Genomic DNA, 15,931 nt, shown 5'->3' with positions numbered 1-15,931 from the left:
GCAGGTAGATCTTTACCCCCGGCTTCCCACGATCAACTACCATGAAGCAATCGCTCCCCGACCGTCGACTTACTCGCCGTCGACTGCTCGGTGGACTCACTGTGACGGGGACTGCGTTGTCCGCCTCGGTTGCCGCAGGCGTCGGTGGAGGATCGTCCCTGCAGGAGTCCCCCGGCGCAATGCGGTGGAGCGAGACCTACGACCGTTCAGCACAGGACGTCGAATGCAATGCCATCTCGCCGGTCGACGGCGGCTACTATCTCGCCGGATCGGTCGGCTTTCCCGGCGGCACGCGTCACGGCTGGGTCCAGCGCGTCGACGAGACCGGCGGGGCGGAGTGGGAGTTCGTCGACAATCGGCCGGGCGACGAAGCCCCCCTGTACTCGGTCGTTACGGGGCCCGACGGCGGCTGTCTCGCGGGCGGAGACGTCACGACGCATCTCACCGACGAACCGAACGCCACTGCGCTATCACTCGGATCTGACGGGGTGCTCAACTGGGGATCGGAGTACGCCCGTTCCTGGCACGTCTCGGCGAACGCCGCGACGCGAGTGGCTGACGGCTACGTTCTGGCCGGCCACGCCCGATCCTACTCGACGCAGGGAACCAAGATCATTCTCGTCTCGATCGACGACGAAGGGGACCAACGGTGGCTGCGGACTTTCGGGGAGAGCGCCACGACCAACATCTGCTACGACGTGGTCCCGGTCGACGGTGGCTATCTACTCGCCGGATCGACCGACAGGAAAGACGATTCGCAGGTCTTACTCGCTCGAACCGACGAGAACGGTGAGGTAGACTGGGAGGAACTGTACGATATCGAGGGTGCATACTCGCTCGCCCATGCCGTCGTCCCCACCGACGACGGCGGATATCTCCTCGGCGGCCGGACCGGTGACTCCTCGCACATCTTCCGGGCCGTCGTGATCAAAACCGATGAGGACGGCACCGAGCAGTGGCGCTGGGTCAACGACGTCGAATCGGCCTGTCACGATCTGGTCATCCGCTCGGACGGCGGTTGTGTCCTGGCGGGCCGCCGACTCGACGAGGGATGGCTCGCGGCGATCAACGCCGACGGAGCCCTGATCGCCTCCGAGTCGTACAGTGGCGAGGGCAGGGGCTCGTTCGGGTCGCTCCTGTCAGTCGACGACGGCTACATCACGACGGGCCAGACCTCCGAGTTCGACGGGACGCAGTCACAGGGGTGGCTGGTCTCGGCCGGACGGCTTGCCGAGTCCGGTGCCGCTCCCATCGGTGCCGAGTACTCCGTCGCCGACCAGGACGACGACTCGCTGCCCGGCTTTTCGGCCATCGGTTCGGTGGTCGGCATCTCGACGGCGTATGCGCTCTCCCGTCGGTTCGGGACAACTGACGAGGATTGACGAACCGGCGGCTAGTGACGTAGAATTCGGCAGAGAGGAGTAAGCCCCCTTCTGTTCTGCCCGGCATTCGGCTGAGCATCGACGCCTGTGTCCTGGCTACCGTTCGATGCTCTCGCATCGACGGCGTCGACTTGCACCGGTGGGGATTCGCCGTTCCATCGATCCTCGACCGTCTGCGAGCGGCCTGCGCCGTTCGCCTAATAGGAGGCCCGATGGGCCTCCCTACTCTCGGTGGGTTATCTCCTCCTCACTTTCTATCGGTCGGAGTTCGCGCACCTCATCGATCGGGTCGAGACGTGTCGTTTCTGTTCCAGAGCCGACGGTTTCCCGCCCAGGGCTTGCGCCCCGTCACCTGCCAAGACGGTGGGGGGACTTTCCTCACGTGAAACACGCGGAGGCCGGGCTCTCTCTACCACATTACTGTAGAGGACTGTTGTGTTTAAGCCTGTCGCGGTGCCCGGCGCGGACGCTATCGACTGTAAAAAATAAAAAGCGATCAGCGTGCTGTTCGTCGCGAGGTCGTCGATTCAGTACGTTTCGAGGTACCGGTCGATCTCCCACTGAGAGACGTCGACGAGGTACTCCTCGAACTCCTGGCTCTTCGCTTCGACGAACTTCTCGCTGATGTGGTCGCCGAGCCCGCCGAGGATGACTTCGTCCTCTTCGAGGGCGTCGACGGCCTCACCAAGGTTCGACGGCAGCGTGTCGATGCCGTATTCTTCGCGTTTCTGCTCGTCGAACTCGTAGATGTTCTCGCGGACTGGATCCGGCGCGTCGAGGTCCTGCTCGATCCCTTCGAGACCGGCCGTGATGAGCGCGGCCAGCGCGAGGTACGGGTTACAGGACGGGTCGGGGAAGCGCGCCTCGATACGAGAGGCGGCTGGGACGCGTGCAGCCGGTTTGCGGATGAGGGCCGAGCGGTTGCGGTCCGACCAGGCGACGTAGACGGGTGCCTCGTAGCCCGGGACGAGACGCTTGTAGCTGTTCACTGTCGGGTTGGTGACAGCCGTGATCGCTGGCGCGTGTTCGAGGATGCCCGCGAGGAACGAGTGCGCGGTGTCAGAGAGATCGAACTCGTCGCTCTCGTCGTGGAACACGTTCTCGCCGTCGTCGGTCATCAGCGAGATGTGCGTGTGCATCCCGGAGCCGTTGATCTTCGGGATCGGCTTGGGCATGAACGTCGCGTGCTGGTCGTGCTGGGCCGCGATGGCGCGAACGACCGTTCGGAACGTCCCGACGTTGTCGGCGGTCGACAGCGCGTCGTCGTACTCGAAGTTGATCTCGTGTTGCCCCTCTGCGACCTCGTGGTGGCTGGCTTCGATCTCGAAGCCCATGCTCTCGAGGCCATAGATGATGTCGCGGCGCACGTCGCTCGCGAGGTCCTTCGGTGCGAGGTCGAAGTAACCGCCGTGGTCGGCGGTTTTCGTCGTCGCGTAGCCGTCCTCGTCCTCCTCGAACAGGAAGAACTCCGGTTCGGGGGCGGCGTTGACCGTGTAGCCCATCTCGTTGGCGCGGTCGATGGCCTGCTTGAGGACGTAGCGTGGGTCGCCCTCGAACGGTTCGCCCGTCGAGGTGTTGATGACGTCACAGATCATTCGGCCTGCGGCGGCCTGATCGTCCGTTCTCCACGGCAGAACGGCGAACGTCTCCGGATCGGGTTTGAGCCGCATGTCGGACTCCTGAATGCGGACGAACCCTTCGATCGAGGAGCCGTCGAAGTAGATCCCCTCGGTGAACGCTTTCTCCGCCTGCCGCGCGGGCACGGCGACGTTTTTGACTGTACCAAGGATGTCGGTAAACTGCAGCCGCAGGAAATCGACGTCTTTCTCTTCTATCTCGTCGAGTACCGCTTGTTCCTCCGATGTGAGGCTTCCACTTGTCATGTTTTGTCGTCAGTAGATGAGTGGATAGCCAGTATTAAAGCCCTACTGTTCTGCGCAATTCTACCGTGCTCGCTCTGAAACTGGATATTCGTAAAATTATAATGGCTGGAGTGGATTGGTGGGTATAATGACGTACGAAAATCTGGATGCAAAACTAGTGAATGCACTGCTCGGAGACGGCCGGGCCAGTCTCAGAAGCCTCGCCGAGGAGCTCGACGTCTCGGTCACTACAGTCTCGAATCACCTCAGCGATCTAGAAGAAGGTGGCGTTATCGAGGGGTACACGCCGAAGATCAACTACGGCGAACTCGATTACGACGTCACTGCAATCCTCCAGCTCAAAGTCGAGGGGAACGCGCTCCCCGACATCACGGAGCGCCTCGAACAGGAGAAACAGATGATCAGCGTCTACGAGGTCACGGGCGGCTACGACATCATCGCGATCGGCAAGTTCGAGGACACCGACGGTATGAACGAGCAGATCAAGACACTGCTCACTGATCCCGACATCCGCGAGTCGAACACGAGCGTCGTCCTCAACGCCACCAGCGAGAACGACCAGTTCGAACTCGACCTCAAAGAAGAGTAACGCCTCAGCCGTCGACGGCGGCCGTTTTTTCGAGTGCGATCCGGTAGTGAGCGCTGTCCGGGTCGTCCCGCGCGACGTCGACGAGGGTCCAGGAGGTGCCGGTCGTCGCCTCGCGCACTCGATCGGGACTGAACAGCCTGAACAGCAGCGTCGCTCCGGTCTCGCCGTCGTACTCGAACGACATCACACGGAAGGCGAGTCCAGGCGTTGGATCGTCCCTGTAGCCGAGTAGTTCCGACGTAGCCTCGTGGCCCGGATCGTAGCTGTCGACCACTGCAGTCGCGTCGTGCCGCGTCACGTGAGCGAGGTCGCCGAGAAACGACCGGAGTCCATCCATCGATCGTACGAGGCCGAGTTGGGTCCCGTGCGCTAGCGCGGCGGAAAAGCGGTCGCGGTCGAACGTCTCCCGGAGCGAGAACATGTCGGCGAGTCGCACGTCTTCGACGCCCCGGTCGCGCATCGTCTCGACGAGCGGTTCACTGATCTCGATGCCGACCGTGTCGAAGCGCTGCTGAAAGTACAGCGCGTGTTTGCCAGCACCGGCCCCCATGTCCAGCAGGGGCCCGTCGAGCCACGACTCCAGCCACGGATCGTCACTCGCCTCGTACTCGTCGAAATAGAACTGCTCGATCGGATGATCGAGGGTCTCTTCGCCATCCCGCTGAACGAGTGGCTCCGATCGCCGTTCGTGATAATGGTCGTAAATCGCGTGCCCGAAAGGATCCGGCATGGCCATACTGTCGTCTCGATGTTATATAAACGATAGCCTCGCTACGGCTGGTCAATTGCCATCATGTCCGCCATACGCGTCCTCATCCCGACCGTGAGCCGTCGCCCCGAACCGGGTGCGCAGCGTTCCGATACTCGACCTCTCGCGTCCCCGCAGCGGAATCCGGCGCGAAAACGTCCTCTCGTACGACCCCGTCCATATCCGGCGGGACGGCGTGGCCGCGAAGATGCAGAAGCGTCGGCGCGAGGTCGAGAATCGACAGCGTTCCGATGTCGCCAGTACCGAACGAGGGACCGATTGCCGCAAACAGTCCTGAGCGGGTGTTGACGCCGTTCCAGTCCTCGTCCGTGTCGCTGAACGCCGAGTCGTACCCGAGTTTATCCGAGATATGCACGTTCGATGCCTGATCGATCATAAGATCCGGTGCCTCGTCGGCGTACTTGCCGTGGAACAGTTTCTCGCCACGGAACACTTCCCGCGCTATCGGCCGGCCGGCGGGATCGGTCAGGGATTCGAGCCGTTCGATCAGTTCGGCCCGCAGCGACTCGTAGCGTTCCTCGCTCGTGACGTTCAGATACAGCGGGCCCTGTGCGCTACCGACGACGTCGGTATGCTCCCAGTCGGCGTTTTGCAGTTTGTTCCGCCCCATCCGTCCTTCCTCGTCAGCGAGGTTGTTGATAACCCACTGGGGAGTCAGCCGTTCGAGGGTATCCTTTACGTGGATACCGGTGAGGCGTTGATCGACCGCCGATACCAGTCGGTTGATCCGATCCGAGTTGACTCCGACGGTGCGGAGCGCATCGGCGACCTGATTGTCGAAGCGCAGATACCCCTGCTCTTGGAGCCAGGTGTTGACACGGAACACGGTGTGAATTTCGTTGTGTCCGTGGTCGCTCATCAACACGATATCGTGGCCTTCGTCGAGGAAATCGCCGAGATGCTCGTCGATGATCTTCCAGCCACGGCGAGTGTACTCACTGTCCCACAGGTGATGATGCAGGGAGTTGATGTAGAACGTCGTCACCTGCAGGAACGAGACGTCGTGCTCCGCGAACAGGTGCTTTGCGGCCCGAAAGCGCTGATCGATCAGATCGAGTTCCTCCTCGTATGCGGCCTCGTCTTCGTCCTCGGATCGATTGATCCGGGATACCCGGTAATCGAACCGGTCGACGAGTTCCTCCTCGACTGCCGGTGGCCAGGCGAATCCGGAGTTGCTCGCGTCCGGAGCGCCCGCGACGACGAACGAGTCCGACGTGTCGACCGATTTCGGGGGGAACGTCGTCGGCATCCCCATGACGCCCACTGGCTCGGAGCGGCCGATGATCTCCCAGAACTCCGTGTTCTCGTGATATCGCTCGCTCGGTAGATACACCCGATTGTTCTCGGTATCGACGTTTAACCACCAGAAGATGCCGATCTTCCCCGGGTTCTTTCCGGTCGAGTATGACTTCCAGTTGGGTGACGTCACGGGCGGTAGAACCGATTCGAGGTCGCCCGTCGTCCCTTCTGATAGGATCCGCCCAAAATTCGGCAACTCCCCATCGTCGATATACTTCTCGACGAGTTCGTAGTTCGCCCCGTCGAGACCCACGACTATGGTTCTCGGCATAGGATGTGTTCGAGTGGGCAGTCAGAAAAATACCGCAAGATCGTTCAGAGCGGTAAGAGATATCCTGCCCGGAATATCCCTGGCTTTTACGCTGCCCTCCAGCGGTTTCCACGAATCCCCGGATCGACTCTCGACCGACGAAACGTTCGTATACTCCCTTACTATCTGTCGGACTCACAAAGGAGACAGGCGGACCTGTCCGCTGATGGATACTGTACTCTTCTTCGGTCGAGAACGAACGGATCGGGAACGAAGCCGCGATTGGGACGGAAATCGGTAAGATGGGCTTATGCCACCGAACTGTTCACGCGGACGCCGCTCGCATTTCCGTGGTTTTCACTCGGTTCAAACCACGCTTACATCATGCCGCCCATGCCGCCACCCATGCCGCCCATGCCGCCGGGTGCGCCGCCAGGGCCGCCAGCCTCGTCGCCGCCCTTGTCGGTCGACAGTTCGCCAGCGGAGATGATGTCGTCGATCTTGAGCACGAGGTTCGCCGCCTCGGTGGCGGAGGTGAGTGCCTGCTCTTTGGCGTGTGCGGGTTCGACGACGCCAGCATCGTAGGTGTCGACGATGTCGCCGGAGAAGACGTTCAGTCCGGCGCGCTTGTCACCGCCCTCGTGGGCGGCACGGAGGTCGACGAGCGTGTCGATGGAGTCGAGTCCGGCGTTGCCAGCGAGTACGCGGGGGACGAGTTCGAGCGCGTCGGCGAACGCCTCGACCGCAAGCTGTTCGCGTCCGGAAACGCTGTCTGCGTAGTCGCGGAGACGTCGCGCGACTTCGACTTCGATTGCGCCGCCGCCGGCGACCACGCGGCCGTCGGAGACGGTCTGTGCGACGACCTCGAGTGCGTCGTTGATGCCGCGTTCGAGTTCGTCGACGACGTGCTCGGTCGAGCCGCGGATCAGCAGTGTCACACCGTGGCCGTCGCCGGAGACGTAGAACAGGTCGTCGGCGTCGTCACGGGTAACGTCGCCGTGGCCGAGGTCCGTGGCGTTGACAGCGGTGAGATCGGAGACGATGTTCGCGCCGAGGACCTCCTTGAGGAACTCGATGTCGGACTTCTTCGCGCGTCGGACGGCGAGGATGCCCTCCTTGGCGAGATAGTGCTGTGCCAGGTCGTCAATACCCTTCTGACAGAAGACGACATCGGCACCGGAGTCGACGATAGCATCGACTTTCGCCTTTATTTCGTCCTCCTCGCGGTCGAGGAACTGCTGGAGCTGGCTCGGATCGGTGACGCTGACCTCGGTGTCGGCGTCGGTCTCGTCGACCTCGACCGGGCTGTCCAGCAGCATGATCTCGGCGTCCTCGACCTCGCTCGGCATGTTGTCGTGGACGGGATCTTTGCTGATCACTGCGCCCTCGAGCAGGTCGGAATCGCTCGAGGAGTGACCGGTCTGAGTCTCGGTGTTGAGGAACTCCAGATCGACGACGTGGCCGCCATCGTCGTCCTCGACGGTGACCTTTCGGACGGCGTCGACGATAAGCTGGGAGAGATGTTCCTTGTTGAGTTCAGCGCCTTTACCGGTCATCGACGTTTCGGCGACCGAGCGGAGCAGATCCTCGTCGTCGGGGTCGACGTCACCGGAGATATCGCCGACTTCCTGTCGGGCCTGGTCGCTCGCGAGGTGGAAGCCTTTGATGATCGCCGTCGGGTGGATGTCCTGTTCGAGGAGATCCTCGGCGTTCTTGAGTAGTTCGCCGGCGACCGAGACGGCGGTCGTCGTGCCGTCGCCCGCTTCGTCCTCCTGTGTCTCGGCGACTTCGATGATCATCTCGGCTGTCGGGTTGTCGATGTCCATCTCCTTGAGGATGGTGACGCCGTCGTTGGTGATGGTGACCGATCCCATCGAGTCGACGAGCATCTTGTCCATCCCTTTCGGGCCGAGGGTCGAGCGGACTGACTCCGCCACGGCACGGGCAGCGGAGATGTTGTAGTCCTGCGCGTCCCGGTCCTGAACGCGCTGGGCGTCCTCGCTCATTACGATCATCGGCTGACCTTGCTGCATTCGCTGACTCATGTACAGACGATGGATTGATTGCGATTCTATATAAATCTGTCTATTTTACCGCCAACGCTTCCGTCCCTGTCGCCGATTAAAATTCGCTATTCGGTGTTTAGAGGGCGTCAGGCGCGATCGAACTCGATCTTCGTCTCTCGTATGTCTTTCTGTGGCTAGCTACCAGAAACAAATATTTATATACCAGCTCTCGTTCGCCACGGATACCCCTCGTTCGTCGGTATCCGGGCCCTGCTCGCTGCTGCGAAATCGAAACCTAATGCTGGGCTTTACGCTTCTCGGAGCGCCTTCGCGACGGCTTCTAGCTCCGCTTTCCGCAGCGGTCGCGTCGCTTCCTCCGGATCGTTCTCGTCGAGTTCGCCGATCGACCAGAGGATTCCCGCCCGCATCTCCGACTTCGGCGGCAGCGTTCCAGTGTCAATCTCGTAGTCGACTGCCTCACAGATCGCGGCCAGTGCCTCTTTGGTGAACGCCGTCGACTCGACGCGCTCGTACCTGCCTGTCTCTACCCGAATCTCGTTTCGAAGCTCGTCGACGGTCGGTGACATAACGGGAGGAGGGCGGGACGTCGAAAGAAGGTTTCGGGGGTGTGGTTCTGCGGGGGGAGTTTCTGGACAGGGAGTTGAACCCGATGCAAATCCTCGCTTACGCTCGGATTTCCGTGGTTCAAATCCCTTCAATCGGGTATTTGCCACTCACGAGTTGTTCGTGACAAAATACGCCAGGACAGGGATTTGAACCCTGAATCCCGAAAGGGAACACGCTTTCCAGGCGTGCGCCTTACCATTCGGCCATCCTGGCTCACCTGAAGGTAATCCCGTCCCGTGTTTAAGCATTTTCTTTCCGACTCAACCACCAGCCTTCGCCGTAGTAGGTCGTCACTGCCGAGACGACGCCGACCAGCGCCGTCAGGGTGGCAACGCCCCACAGCGGGACCGAATCGCCGCCCAGCAACACGTAACCGTTCTGCAGGACGAGAAACGAGAGTGCCCCGACGACGCCCCACAGCAGACTCGACTTGACGCGCGGCCTCACGGCTGGGTTGCGATGGCCTCGACTTCCACGCCGACACCCTTCGGTAGCTTCTCGACGCCGACGGCGCTCCGGGCCGGTGGCTTCGACTCGAAGTAAGATGCGTACGTATCGTTCATCGCGTCGAAGTCGTCGATGTCGTCGAGGAAGACGGTCACCTTCAGGACGTCTTCGGGCCCGAGACCGTCTTCTTCTAGTACCGCGACGAGGTTGTCCAGGGCCTGCTCGGTCTGGACGTCGATCAGTTCGTCGTCGAGCAGTTCCCCGTCCGGGGTGAGCGGGATCTGTCCCGCGGTAAAGAGCAAGTCGCCGTTCGTGGTCGCCTGACTGTACGCGCCGACTGCGGCCGGCGCGGCGTCGGTGCTGACGATGCGTTTCATGCGCGAGTGGTCGGGCGGCGTCGACAAAAAACGGCCGGTCCTGTCGGTTGCCGAAACGACTTACCAAGACCGGGAGAAACCGCCACCCGATGACCGACGGACGCGAGTACGACAAACTGGTGCGCGATGAGATCCCGGAGATCATCCACAAGAGCGGCGAGACGCCGATCGTTCACGTCGCCGACGACGTAGAGTACGGAGAGCGCCTCGCGGACAAGCTCGGTGAGGAAACCGCGGAGTTCCGCGAGAGCGGCGATCTCGACGAACTTGCAGACGTACTCGAAGTCATCCGGGCCATCTGTCGCCATCGGGACGTCGAGTTCGAGCACATAGAGACGATCCGCGAGGAGAAAGCCAGCGAGCGTGGCGGTTTCAGCGATCGGATCGTCCTGGATGCGGTCGAGTCGCCGTCTCAGGAGAGCAACTCGACCTCGTAGTCCCGCTCTTCCATCCCTGCGATGAGCGTGGCAACGTGCTCTTCCCCCCGTGTCTCCAGGTCCAGTTCGACCTCGGCGGCGTTCATGCCGATATCCCGCGAGGTCCGGTCGTGCTGGATCGCGTAGATGTTGGCCTGCTGGGCGGCGATCACGTCGATAAGGTCGTCCAGTGCGCCTGGGCGGTCCTTGAGCACCGTCCGGAGCCTGACGTACCGGCCGGTCTCGACCAGTCCGCGCATGATGACGGTCGTAAGTGTGTTCAGATCGATGTTCCCGCCACAGAGGCAGGGGACGATGGTTTCGTCCTCTTCGAACTCGAAGCGCTCGTTGAGCAACGCGGCGAGCGTCACTGCGCCGGCCCCCTCGACCAGCGTCTTGGATCGCTCCAGGAGGTAGGTCAGTGCGACGGCGATTTCCGAGTCGTCGACAGTGACGACCTCGTCGACGCGCTCTTCGATCACGTCGAAGGTCCGATCGCCGACCCGTCTGGTGGCGATGCCGTCGGCGATCGTATCGACGCTCTCGCGCTCGTAAATCTCGCCTTTCTGCAGGGACTGTGCGACGCTTGCGGCCCCCTCGGCCTGCACGCCGATCACGCGAATATCGGAGTCGTAGCCCTTGAGGGCGGTGGCGATCCCGGAGATCAGGCCACCGCCACCGATCGGGACGATCACGGTCTCGACCTCGGGGAGGTCGTCGACGATTTCGAGACCGATCGTCCCCTGTCCGGCCATGATCATCGGATCGTCAAAGGCGTGGACGTAGGTCCGCCCCTCCTCGGCCTCGATCTCGTGGGCGTGCTCCGCCGCTTCGCTGTAGTCGACGCCCTGTAGAACGACCTCCGCCCCGTAGTTTCTGGTCGCTTTCACCTTCGAGATCGGGGCGTGCTCGGGCATCACGATCTTGCTGTCGACGCCGGCACGACTCGCCGCGAGCGCGACGCCCTGTGCGTGATTGCCGGCGCTTGCGGTGACGACACCGGCCTCGCGCTCCGCGTCACTCAGCGTCGCGATCCTGTTCGTCGCGCCGCGGATCTTGAACGCCCCGGTCCGCTGGAACGTCTCCAGTTTCAGGTGGACGTCCGCGCCGGTCATCTCCGAAAAAGTGTGCGAGTACTCCAGGGGTGTGTGGCGGGACGTCTCTCGAACCCGGTCGCGGGCCGCGAGCACGTCGTCGGCATCGATCATACCGCCCCGTACGAACGGACCCATTAAAGGATCTGTTGACCACCGGCGCAGGTCAGTCCGCCGGGCAGCTCCTGCCCGGATCGGCATACGACGCCTGTCGAACAGCCGTCTGACGATATTTTCACTACGCCGCTGTACTGCGGTTTCACTTCCACTCCGGAGGGCTGGGGTTTATGATGTATCCACTACCTCTACTGGATTGCACGTCACACGCGCCGTGCATCATCCTCTATTCCCCCCTTCGGAGTGACTCACCGAGAGCTAACAGTAAAAGGGCTAGCAAACTGAAATGTTAGTATGAGTATCGACGATGCCGTCCGAGCGGCCTACCGCGGGTACCGGTCTCAACCCTCCGATATACTGCCGTACTACTTGCTTGGGCTGGCGACGCCGGCAATCGCGCAGACGGTCATGCTCGTCGGAATCCTCAGTGGCTATCTGGTGATGCTCTCCCAGAACACGCTCGAACCGATCCTCACGGAGGTAGAGACGCTCGGGCCGTTCTCGATCGACGGTCCAGGAATGGGGCCCGACCAGCAGAACGGCCAGACGATGATCGACGGCCAGTCCACCGATGCACTGGCGACCGCGGCCGAGAATGCTCTGACGCCGGAGCTGCTAGCTGTTGGCGCGCTAACTATCGTCTCGCTGGCCCTCGCCCTGTTCCTGATCAACGCCGTCGTCAGCACTGGCCAGGTCCACGCGGTGTATGCCGTCCTCCGCAACCGACCGGGACTGCGGGCTGGCGTCGACGGTATCGCACGGGACTACCGGCGGTTCGTCGGCCTCGCACTCCTCGAAATCGGTCTCATGGCCGTCCTTACCGGCGTCCTGATCGGGAGTGTAGCGGCGGCGTGGGTCCTGGTTAGCGAGGCGACTGGCGTCCTGGTCGGCCTTCTCGCAGCACTCGTCTGGCTGCCACTGATCCTGTTTATCTGGGTGGCGTTTCTCTTCGCCCCACAGGCGGTCGTCGTCGAGGACGTGGGCGTGTTCGCTGCCGTCAGACGGAACCTCGGGTTCGTCCGGAACAACCTGTTGACGACCGGACTGTACGTCGTCCTGCTGATCGCGGTCGGGGTCGCAACGTCGACGCTCACCGGCCTGTTCCAGTTTATCGGGACGCCGACGCTGGCGGCGCTGGTCAGTTCCCTGGCCGTGATCCCCCTGCTGGATTTCGTCAAGACGTGGCTGTTCGCCAGCGAGCGAACCGAGCACACGCTCGTCCCGCGTCCCCGCGAGCGCGGCCTCGGCGCGCGGTTCGTCGCGGCGCTCCGACGTGGCTGGGCCGAACTCACTACCTTCGTCCGCTCGACCCCGACCTATCACGTCGCGAGTACCGCAATCTTCGTCGTGAGCGGTTACGCTGGCTGGCTGTTCAGCGCTCGACTCGATCCCGTCCTGCAGGCCTCTATCACGAACCGCCTCGTCGGCTGGTTCCCGCCGGTCGAAGCGATCAATCTCACCGCGAACAACTGGCAGGTCGGCGTCGCACAGGCGTACTCGGGGCTTGCCGCGGGCATCCCGACGATCGTCACGCTGTTTTACAACGGCTTCTTCCTCGGCGCGATTGCCCGGTTCGAGACCAACACCATCGAACTGATCGCCTTCGTCGTCCCCCACGGCATCATCGAGATTCCATCACTGCTGATCGCGGGTGCGCTCGGCCTCTATCTCGGGCGGTCGACGCTCCGACTCGCCCGTGGTCGGTACAGCCGCGAAGCGATCACTGGCGATATCGAGCGGGCCTATCACGTCCTCGTCGGCCTCCTGCTCCTTTTTGCCGTCGCCGGTCTGATCGAGGCGTTCGTTAGCCCGTACTACTCCGGCCTGATCGGCCTCTGAACAGGATGTCGCGACTACTGGCTCTCCGGTAGCGTCGCCAGGAAGAACGGTTTCGTCCCCTCTTCTGTCGTCGGATCTCGAACGTCCCACACGCCCTGCACCTCGAAGCCGAACGCCTGCAGATCCTCGCGCGTCGCCTCGGTACCGGCCATCGACCAGCGCATCTCCGTACCGCTGTCCAGCCAGTCAGGGTTCGAGCCGCTCCATTCGACGCCGCCCTCGGTGAGGAGTAGCTCTCCGCCCGGCCGAAGGACCCGCTCGAACTCCTCGATGACGGCCCGGTGCTCTTCGAGCGGGACGTGAATCAGCGAGTAAAGCGCAGCGAGAGCGTCGAACGAGTCGTCGGCGAACGGTAGCGCAGTCATGTCGCCCTGTACGAGTCCGCCTGCGACACCCGTTCGTGCCAGCGACAGTTGCTCGCGAGAGAAATCCAGCCCGACGCCGCTCTCGCCCGCCGCGGCAAGCGGGGCATCACCGGCGCCACAGCCAGCGGAGAGCACGCGTTCGTCGCCGCCGAGACCCTCGCAGAACCGCTCGACAGGTTCGGGAAGCGCCTCCTCGCGCACCGCCTCGGTATACTGCTCGAAGTAGTCGTCCGCCATCTCGTCGTACGCATCTCGGACGGCACGCCGGTCGTTCATACCTGTCGTTTTCCGGAGAGATATTTCAGTCTTGGCACGGTCGACGGGTTGCCGTTCGTGAAGTTCTGACTTCGGGTCACGCCTGTCCGATAGCGAGCATGTGGACGGAGATGTCTGCAACCGCCGGGTCCTCGTTGGTCATCCCGATGGCTCGTTCGAGCGCCGCCCGCTCGGACTCGCTCCGGTCGGCGAGGACGTCCCGAAGGTCGGCGTCGTGAAACGGGGAACCGAGTCCCTCCAGACCGACCACCTCGCCCACCGATACTCCGGCATCGGTGAGTAGCCCGGCAAACTCCTCTCTACGGAAGAAATGGGTATCGGTGAACACCATCTCGTAGCCGTGCTTCTCGAGTAACTCCGCGTCGTAGTCGCCGTGTTCGAGCAGTTCCGGGAGCGCTTCGAGATACGACCCGCTCAGCGCGTATAGCTGTACCGCGCCGAGCAGTCCCATCACGGAGACGAACAGCGGCGCTTCCGGCGCCGTGATCCGGCGCAGTTCTTCGACTGCGCGCACCCGCTCGCCATCATCGAGTACGTGAGAGAGCGCCCCGCCGAGACAGCAGGTCGCGTCGAACCGATCCGCCGGTAGCGGGAGATCCGTAATCGAGCCCTGGAAGACCGACACCTTGGACTCGACACCGCGCTCGGCCGCGTGGCGACGCGCCATCTCGACCTGCCGCTGGCTGAGGTCGAGTGCGATGACCTCGTAGCCCCGCTCGGCCAGCCAGACCGCATACCGGCCGGCACCACACCCGGCGTCGAGAACGTGGCCCGACTCGGGGAGGCCCGCTTCGAGCGCGCTGATCGTCTCCTCGAACTCCAACCGACCGTCGATGCCGGTTTCGAGGCGGTCCCACTCGTCGTGTCCGTACTCGTCGTAGAACTGCTGGGGGCCATCAGTCGGCTGCTGCATACTGCTACGCCGGTGTGGAACGATTGTAAACGTACCTGTCGACCGAGGTGGTCGTGACGGCCGAGGGGACAGCAAAGAGGGCTCTCGGCGTCGCGTAGACTGAACGGGAAAGACGCCGCGCCGCGTGACGTCTACCGCTCGTCGAGCGGCGTGAACGTCTGGTCTTCGGGGCCAGTGTAGCGTGCTCGCGGGCGAATGAGGCGGTTCTCGTCGAGATACTCGACAACGTGGCCGACCCAGCCACCGACGCGGCTCATCGCGAAGATGGGGGTGTACAGATCGAGCGGGATGCCCATCTGGTAGTAGGTCGTCGCGGAGTAGAAGTCGACGTTCGGGGCGATCCCCTTGTTCTCGGCCATGTACTCCTCGATGGCGACGCTCATCTCGTACCATCTGGTGTCGCCGGCGGCCTCGCCGAGTTCCCCGGATTTCTCGCCGAGGATCTTCGCGCGTGGGTCCTTGACGTCGTAGACGCGGTGGCCGAAGCCGGGGACGCGTCGCCCCTCGTCCAGCGCCTGGATGACCCAATCGACCGGGTCCTTCTCTGCGGCGTCGACCTCTTTGAGCATCCGCATCACGTTCTGGTTCGCGCCGCCGTGAAGGCCGCCCGAGAGCGTTCCGATGGCGCTGGTGACGGCGCTGTGGACGTCAGCGAGCGTGCTCGCGGTCACCATCGCGGAGAACGTCGAGGCGTTCAGGCCGTGATCGGCGTGTAGCACGAGCGCCATGTCGAACGTCTCCGCGAGGACCTCGTCGGGCTCCTCGCCGTTTAGCATGTAGAGGAAGTTCTCGGCGTGATCGAGATCCGTCCGTGGCTCGATCGGCTCCTCGCCGTCACGAATCCGGCTGAACGCCGCCAGCACGGTCGGCATCTTCGCCGTGATGCGTCGACCTTTCCGGAGGAGCGCGTCGCCGTCCTCGGCGTCGTAGCCACTCTCCTCGGGGTCGTACGCCGACAGCATGGAGACAACCGTCCGGAACGCGGCCATTGGATCCTCGTCCTGTTCGGCGAGTTCGCTGACGACGTCGATGACGCCGTCGTCGACCGATCGCTCCTCGGCCATCGTCGCCTCGAAGTCGGCGAGTTCGTCGCGATCCGGAAGATGTCCGTGCCAGAGCAGATACAGGACTTCTTCGTAGCTCGCGTCACGCGACAGATCTTCGATGGCGTAGCCGCGGTAGATCAGTTTCCCGACGTCGCCGTCGATATTGCTGAGTTCTGATTCCGCGACGAGGACGCCCTCTGGCCCTTTTTTGACCTCGTCTGACATACCCATACGCT

The 15,931-nt window shown here is 62.7% G+C and carries 15 protein-coding genes, 1 tRNA gene and 1 other RNA gene; 4 read left to right on the top strand and 13 right to left on the bottom strand.

Annotated features, from left to right (window positions below; all coding sequences use genetic code 11):
* Positions 1 to 41 precede the first annotated feature (41 nt).
* On the top strand, positions 42 to 1,382 hold the full coding sequence (locus tag ACFQL3_RS15420; RefSeq protein WP_377055875.1) for a hypothetical protein: 1,341 nt from the start codon (positions 42 to 44) through the stop codon (positions 1,380 to 1,382).
* 28 nt (positions 1,383 to 1,410) lie between these two features.
* Here the strand turns inward: ACFQL3_RS15420 and rnpB are convergent.
* Positions 1,411 to 1,796, bottom strand: an RNA gene (gene rnpB / locus ACFQL3_RS15415) — RNase P RNA component.
* 113 nt (positions 1,797 to 1,909) lie between these two features.
* Positions 1,910 to 3,265, bottom strand: coding sequence for a type I glutamate--ammonia ligase (glnA, locus tag ACFQL3_RS15410; protein WP_377055873.1), 1,356 nt, complete (start codon positions 3,263 to 3,265; stop codon positions 1,910 to 1,912).
* Positions 3,266 to 3,392: 127 nt separating this feature from the next.
* On the opposite strand from glnA, the gene lrp reads away from it, so the two are divergent.
* Positions 3,393 to 3,854: an HTH-type transcriptional regulator Lrp gene (lrp, locus tag ACFQL3_RS15405; protein WP_377055871.1), complete on the top strand. Its 462-nt coding sequence runs from the start codon at positions 3,393 to 3,395 to the stop codon at positions 3,852 to 3,854.
* 4 nt (positions 3,855 to 3,858) lie between these two features.
* Here the strand turns inward: lrp and ACFQL3_RS15400 are convergent, their stop codons facing one another.
* From ACFQL3_RS15400 to ACFQL3_RS15370, 7 genes are all read right to left on the bottom strand, one after another.
* Positions 3,859 to 4,584 (bottom strand): methyltransferase domain-containing protein, encoded by a 726-nt coding sequence (locus ACFQL3_RS15400; protein ID WP_377055869.1) that lies wholly within the window; start codon positions 4,582 to 4,584, stop codon positions 3,859 to 3,861.
* An 82-nt stretch (positions 4,585 to 4,666) separates the two neighbouring features.
* Entirely contained in the window at positions 4,667 to 6,193 is a 1,527-nt protein-coding gene (locus ACFQL3_RS15395) for an alkaline phosphatase family protein (protein WP_377055867.1), read from the bottom strand.
* 356 nt (positions 6,194 to 6,549) lie between these two features.
* Complete coding sequence (thsB, locus tag ACFQL3_RS15390) at positions 6,550 to 8,205, bottom strand: thermosome subunit beta (protein ID WP_377057124.1); 1,656 nt, start codon at positions 8,203 to 8,205, stop codon at positions 6,550 to 6,552.
* Positions 8,206 to 8,486: 281 nt separating this feature from the next.
* Positions 8,487 to 8,765: a hypothetical protein gene (locus ACFQL3_RS15385; protein WP_377055865.1), complete on the bottom strand. Its 279-nt coding sequence runs from the start codon at positions 8,763 to 8,765 to the stop codon at positions 8,487 to 8,489.
* Positions 8,766 to 8,936: 171 nt separating this feature from the next.
* Positions 8,937 to 9,018: transfer RNA gene (locus ACFQL3_RS15380), tRNA-Ser, on the bottom strand.
* A gap of 27 nt (positions 9,019 to 9,045) precedes the next feature.
* Positions 9,046 to 9,252, bottom strand: a complete 207-nt coding sequence (locus ACFQL3_RS15375) for a hypothetical protein (protein ID WP_377055863.1) — start codon at positions 9,250 to 9,252, stop codon at positions 9,046 to 9,048.
* A complete protein-coding gene (locus ACFQL3_RS15370) occupies positions 9,249 to 9,629 on the bottom strand; it encodes a Rid family detoxifying hydrolase (protein ID WP_377055861.1) in 381 nt (126 codons plus the stop codon). Before ACFQL3_RS15370 ends, ACFQL3_RS15375 begins: the two co-directional genes overlap by 4 nt.
* A gap of 89 nt (positions 9,630 to 9,718) precedes the next feature.
* On the opposite strand from ACFQL3_RS15370, the gene ACFQL3_RS15365 reads away from it, so the two are divergent.
* A complete protein-coding gene (locus ACFQL3_RS15365) occupies positions 9,719 to 10,066 on the top strand; it encodes a hypothetical protein (protein WP_377055859.1) in 348 nt (115 codons plus the stop codon).
* On the opposite strand, the gene ilvA is transcribed toward ACFQL3_RS15365, so the two are convergent.
* Positions 10,042 to 11,253 (bottom strand): threonine ammonia-lyase, encoded by a 1,212-nt coding sequence (gene ilvA, locus ACFQL3_RS15360; RefSeq protein WP_377055857.1) that lies wholly within the window; start codon positions 11,251 to 11,253, stop codon positions 10,042 to 10,044. The genes ACFQL3_RS15365 and ilvA overlap by 25 nt on opposite strands.
* Positions 11,254 to 11,550: 297 nt before the next feature.
* On the opposite strand from ilvA, the gene ACFQL3_RS15355 reads away from it, so the two are divergent.
* Positions 11,551 to 13,095 carry a stage II sporulation protein M gene (locus ACFQL3_RS15355; RefSeq protein WP_377055855.1) on the top strand — a complete coding sequence of 515 codons (1,545 nt, stop codon included), beginning with the start codon at positions 11,551 to 11,553 and terminating at the stop codon, positions 13,093 to 13,095.
* A gap of 14 nt (positions 13,096 to 13,109) precedes the next feature.
* On the opposite strand, the gene ACFQL3_RS15350 is transcribed toward ACFQL3_RS15355, so the two are convergent.
* From ACFQL3_RS15350 to citZ, 3 genes are all read right to left on the bottom strand, one after another.
* Positions 13,110 to 13,736, bottom strand: a complete 627-nt coding sequence (locus tag ACFQL3_RS15350) for a class I SAM-dependent methyltransferase (protein WP_377055853.1) — start codon at positions 13,734 to 13,736, stop codon at positions 13,110 to 13,112.
* 76 nt (positions 13,737 to 13,812) lie between these two features.
* Positions 13,813 to 14,649: a class I SAM-dependent methyltransferase gene (locus ACFQL3_RS15345; protein WP_377055851.1), complete on the bottom strand. Its 837-nt coding sequence runs from the start codon at positions 14,647 to 14,649 to the stop codon at positions 13,813 to 13,815.
* A gap of 131 nt (positions 14,650 to 14,780) precedes the next feature.
* Positions 14,781 to 15,920, bottom strand: a complete 1,140-nt coding sequence (citZ, locus tag ACFQL3_RS15340) for a citrate synthase (protein WP_377055849.1) — start codon at positions 15,918 to 15,920, stop codon at positions 14,781 to 14,783.
* Positions 15,921 to 15,931 lie beyond the last annotated feature (11 nt).

Source organism: Natronoarchaeum sp. GCM10025321, assembly GCF_042663585.1.
Taxonomy (GTDB): domain Archaea; phylum Halobacteriota; class Halobacteria; order Halobacteriales; family Natronoarchaeaceae; genus Natranaeroarchaeum.
This window is presented reverse-complemented; position numbering and strand designations above follow the sequence as displayed.

Coding starts and splice junctions, on each gene's coding strand:
- thsB (WP_377057124.1), bottom strand. CDS start 8,205: ATGCAGCAAGGTCAGCCGATGATCGTAATGAGCGAGGACGCCCAGCGC.
- ACFQL3_RS15365 (WP_377055859.1), top strand. CDS start 9,719: ATGACCGACGGACGCGAGTACGACAAACTGGTGCGCGATGAGATCCCG.
- ACFQL3_RS15350 (WP_377055853.1), bottom strand. CDS start 13,736: ATGAACGACCGGCGTGCCGTCCGAGATGCGTACGACGAGATGGCGGAC.
- ilvA (WP_377055857.1), bottom strand. CDS start 11,253: ATGATCGATGCCGACGACGTGCTCGCGGCCCGCGACCGGGTTCGAGAG.
- glnA (WP_377055873.1), bottom strand. CDS start 3,265: ATGACAAGTGGAAGCCTCACATCGGAGGAACAAGCGGTACTCGACGAG.
- lrp (WP_377055871.1), top strand. CDS start 3,393: ATGACGTACGAAAATCTGGATGCAAAACTAGTGAATGCACTGCTCGGA.
- ACFQL3_RS15420 (WP_377055875.1), top strand. CDS start 42: ATGAAGCAATCGCTCCCCGACCGTCGACTTACTCGCCGTCGACTGCTC.
- ACFQL3_RS15345 (WP_377055851.1), bottom strand. CDS start 14,649: ATGCAGCAGCCGACTGATGGCCCCCAGCAGTTCTACGACGAGTACGGA.
- citZ (WP_377055849.1), bottom strand. CDS start 15,920: ATGTCAGACGAGGTCAAAAAAGGGCCAGAGGGCGTCCTCGTCGCGGAA.
- ACFQL3_RS15370 (WP_377055861.1), bottom strand. CDS start 9,629: ATGAAACGCATCGTCAGCACCGACGCCGCGCCGGCCGCAGTCGGCGCG.
- ACFQL3_RS15355 (WP_377055855.1), top strand. CDS start 11,551: ATGAGTATCGACGATGCCGTCCGAGCGGCCTACCGCGGGTACCGGTCT.
- ACFQL3_RS15385 (WP_377055865.1), bottom strand. CDS start 8,765: ATGTCACCGACCGTCGACGAGCTTCGAAACGAGATTCGGGTAGAGACA.
- ACFQL3_RS15400 (WP_377055869.1), bottom strand. CDS start 4,584: ATGCCGGATCCTTTCGGGCACGCGATTTACGACCATTATCACGAACGG.
- ACFQL3_RS15395 (WP_377055867.1), bottom strand. CDS start 6,193: ATGCCGAGAACCATAGTCGTGGGTCTCGACGGGGCGAACTACGAACTC.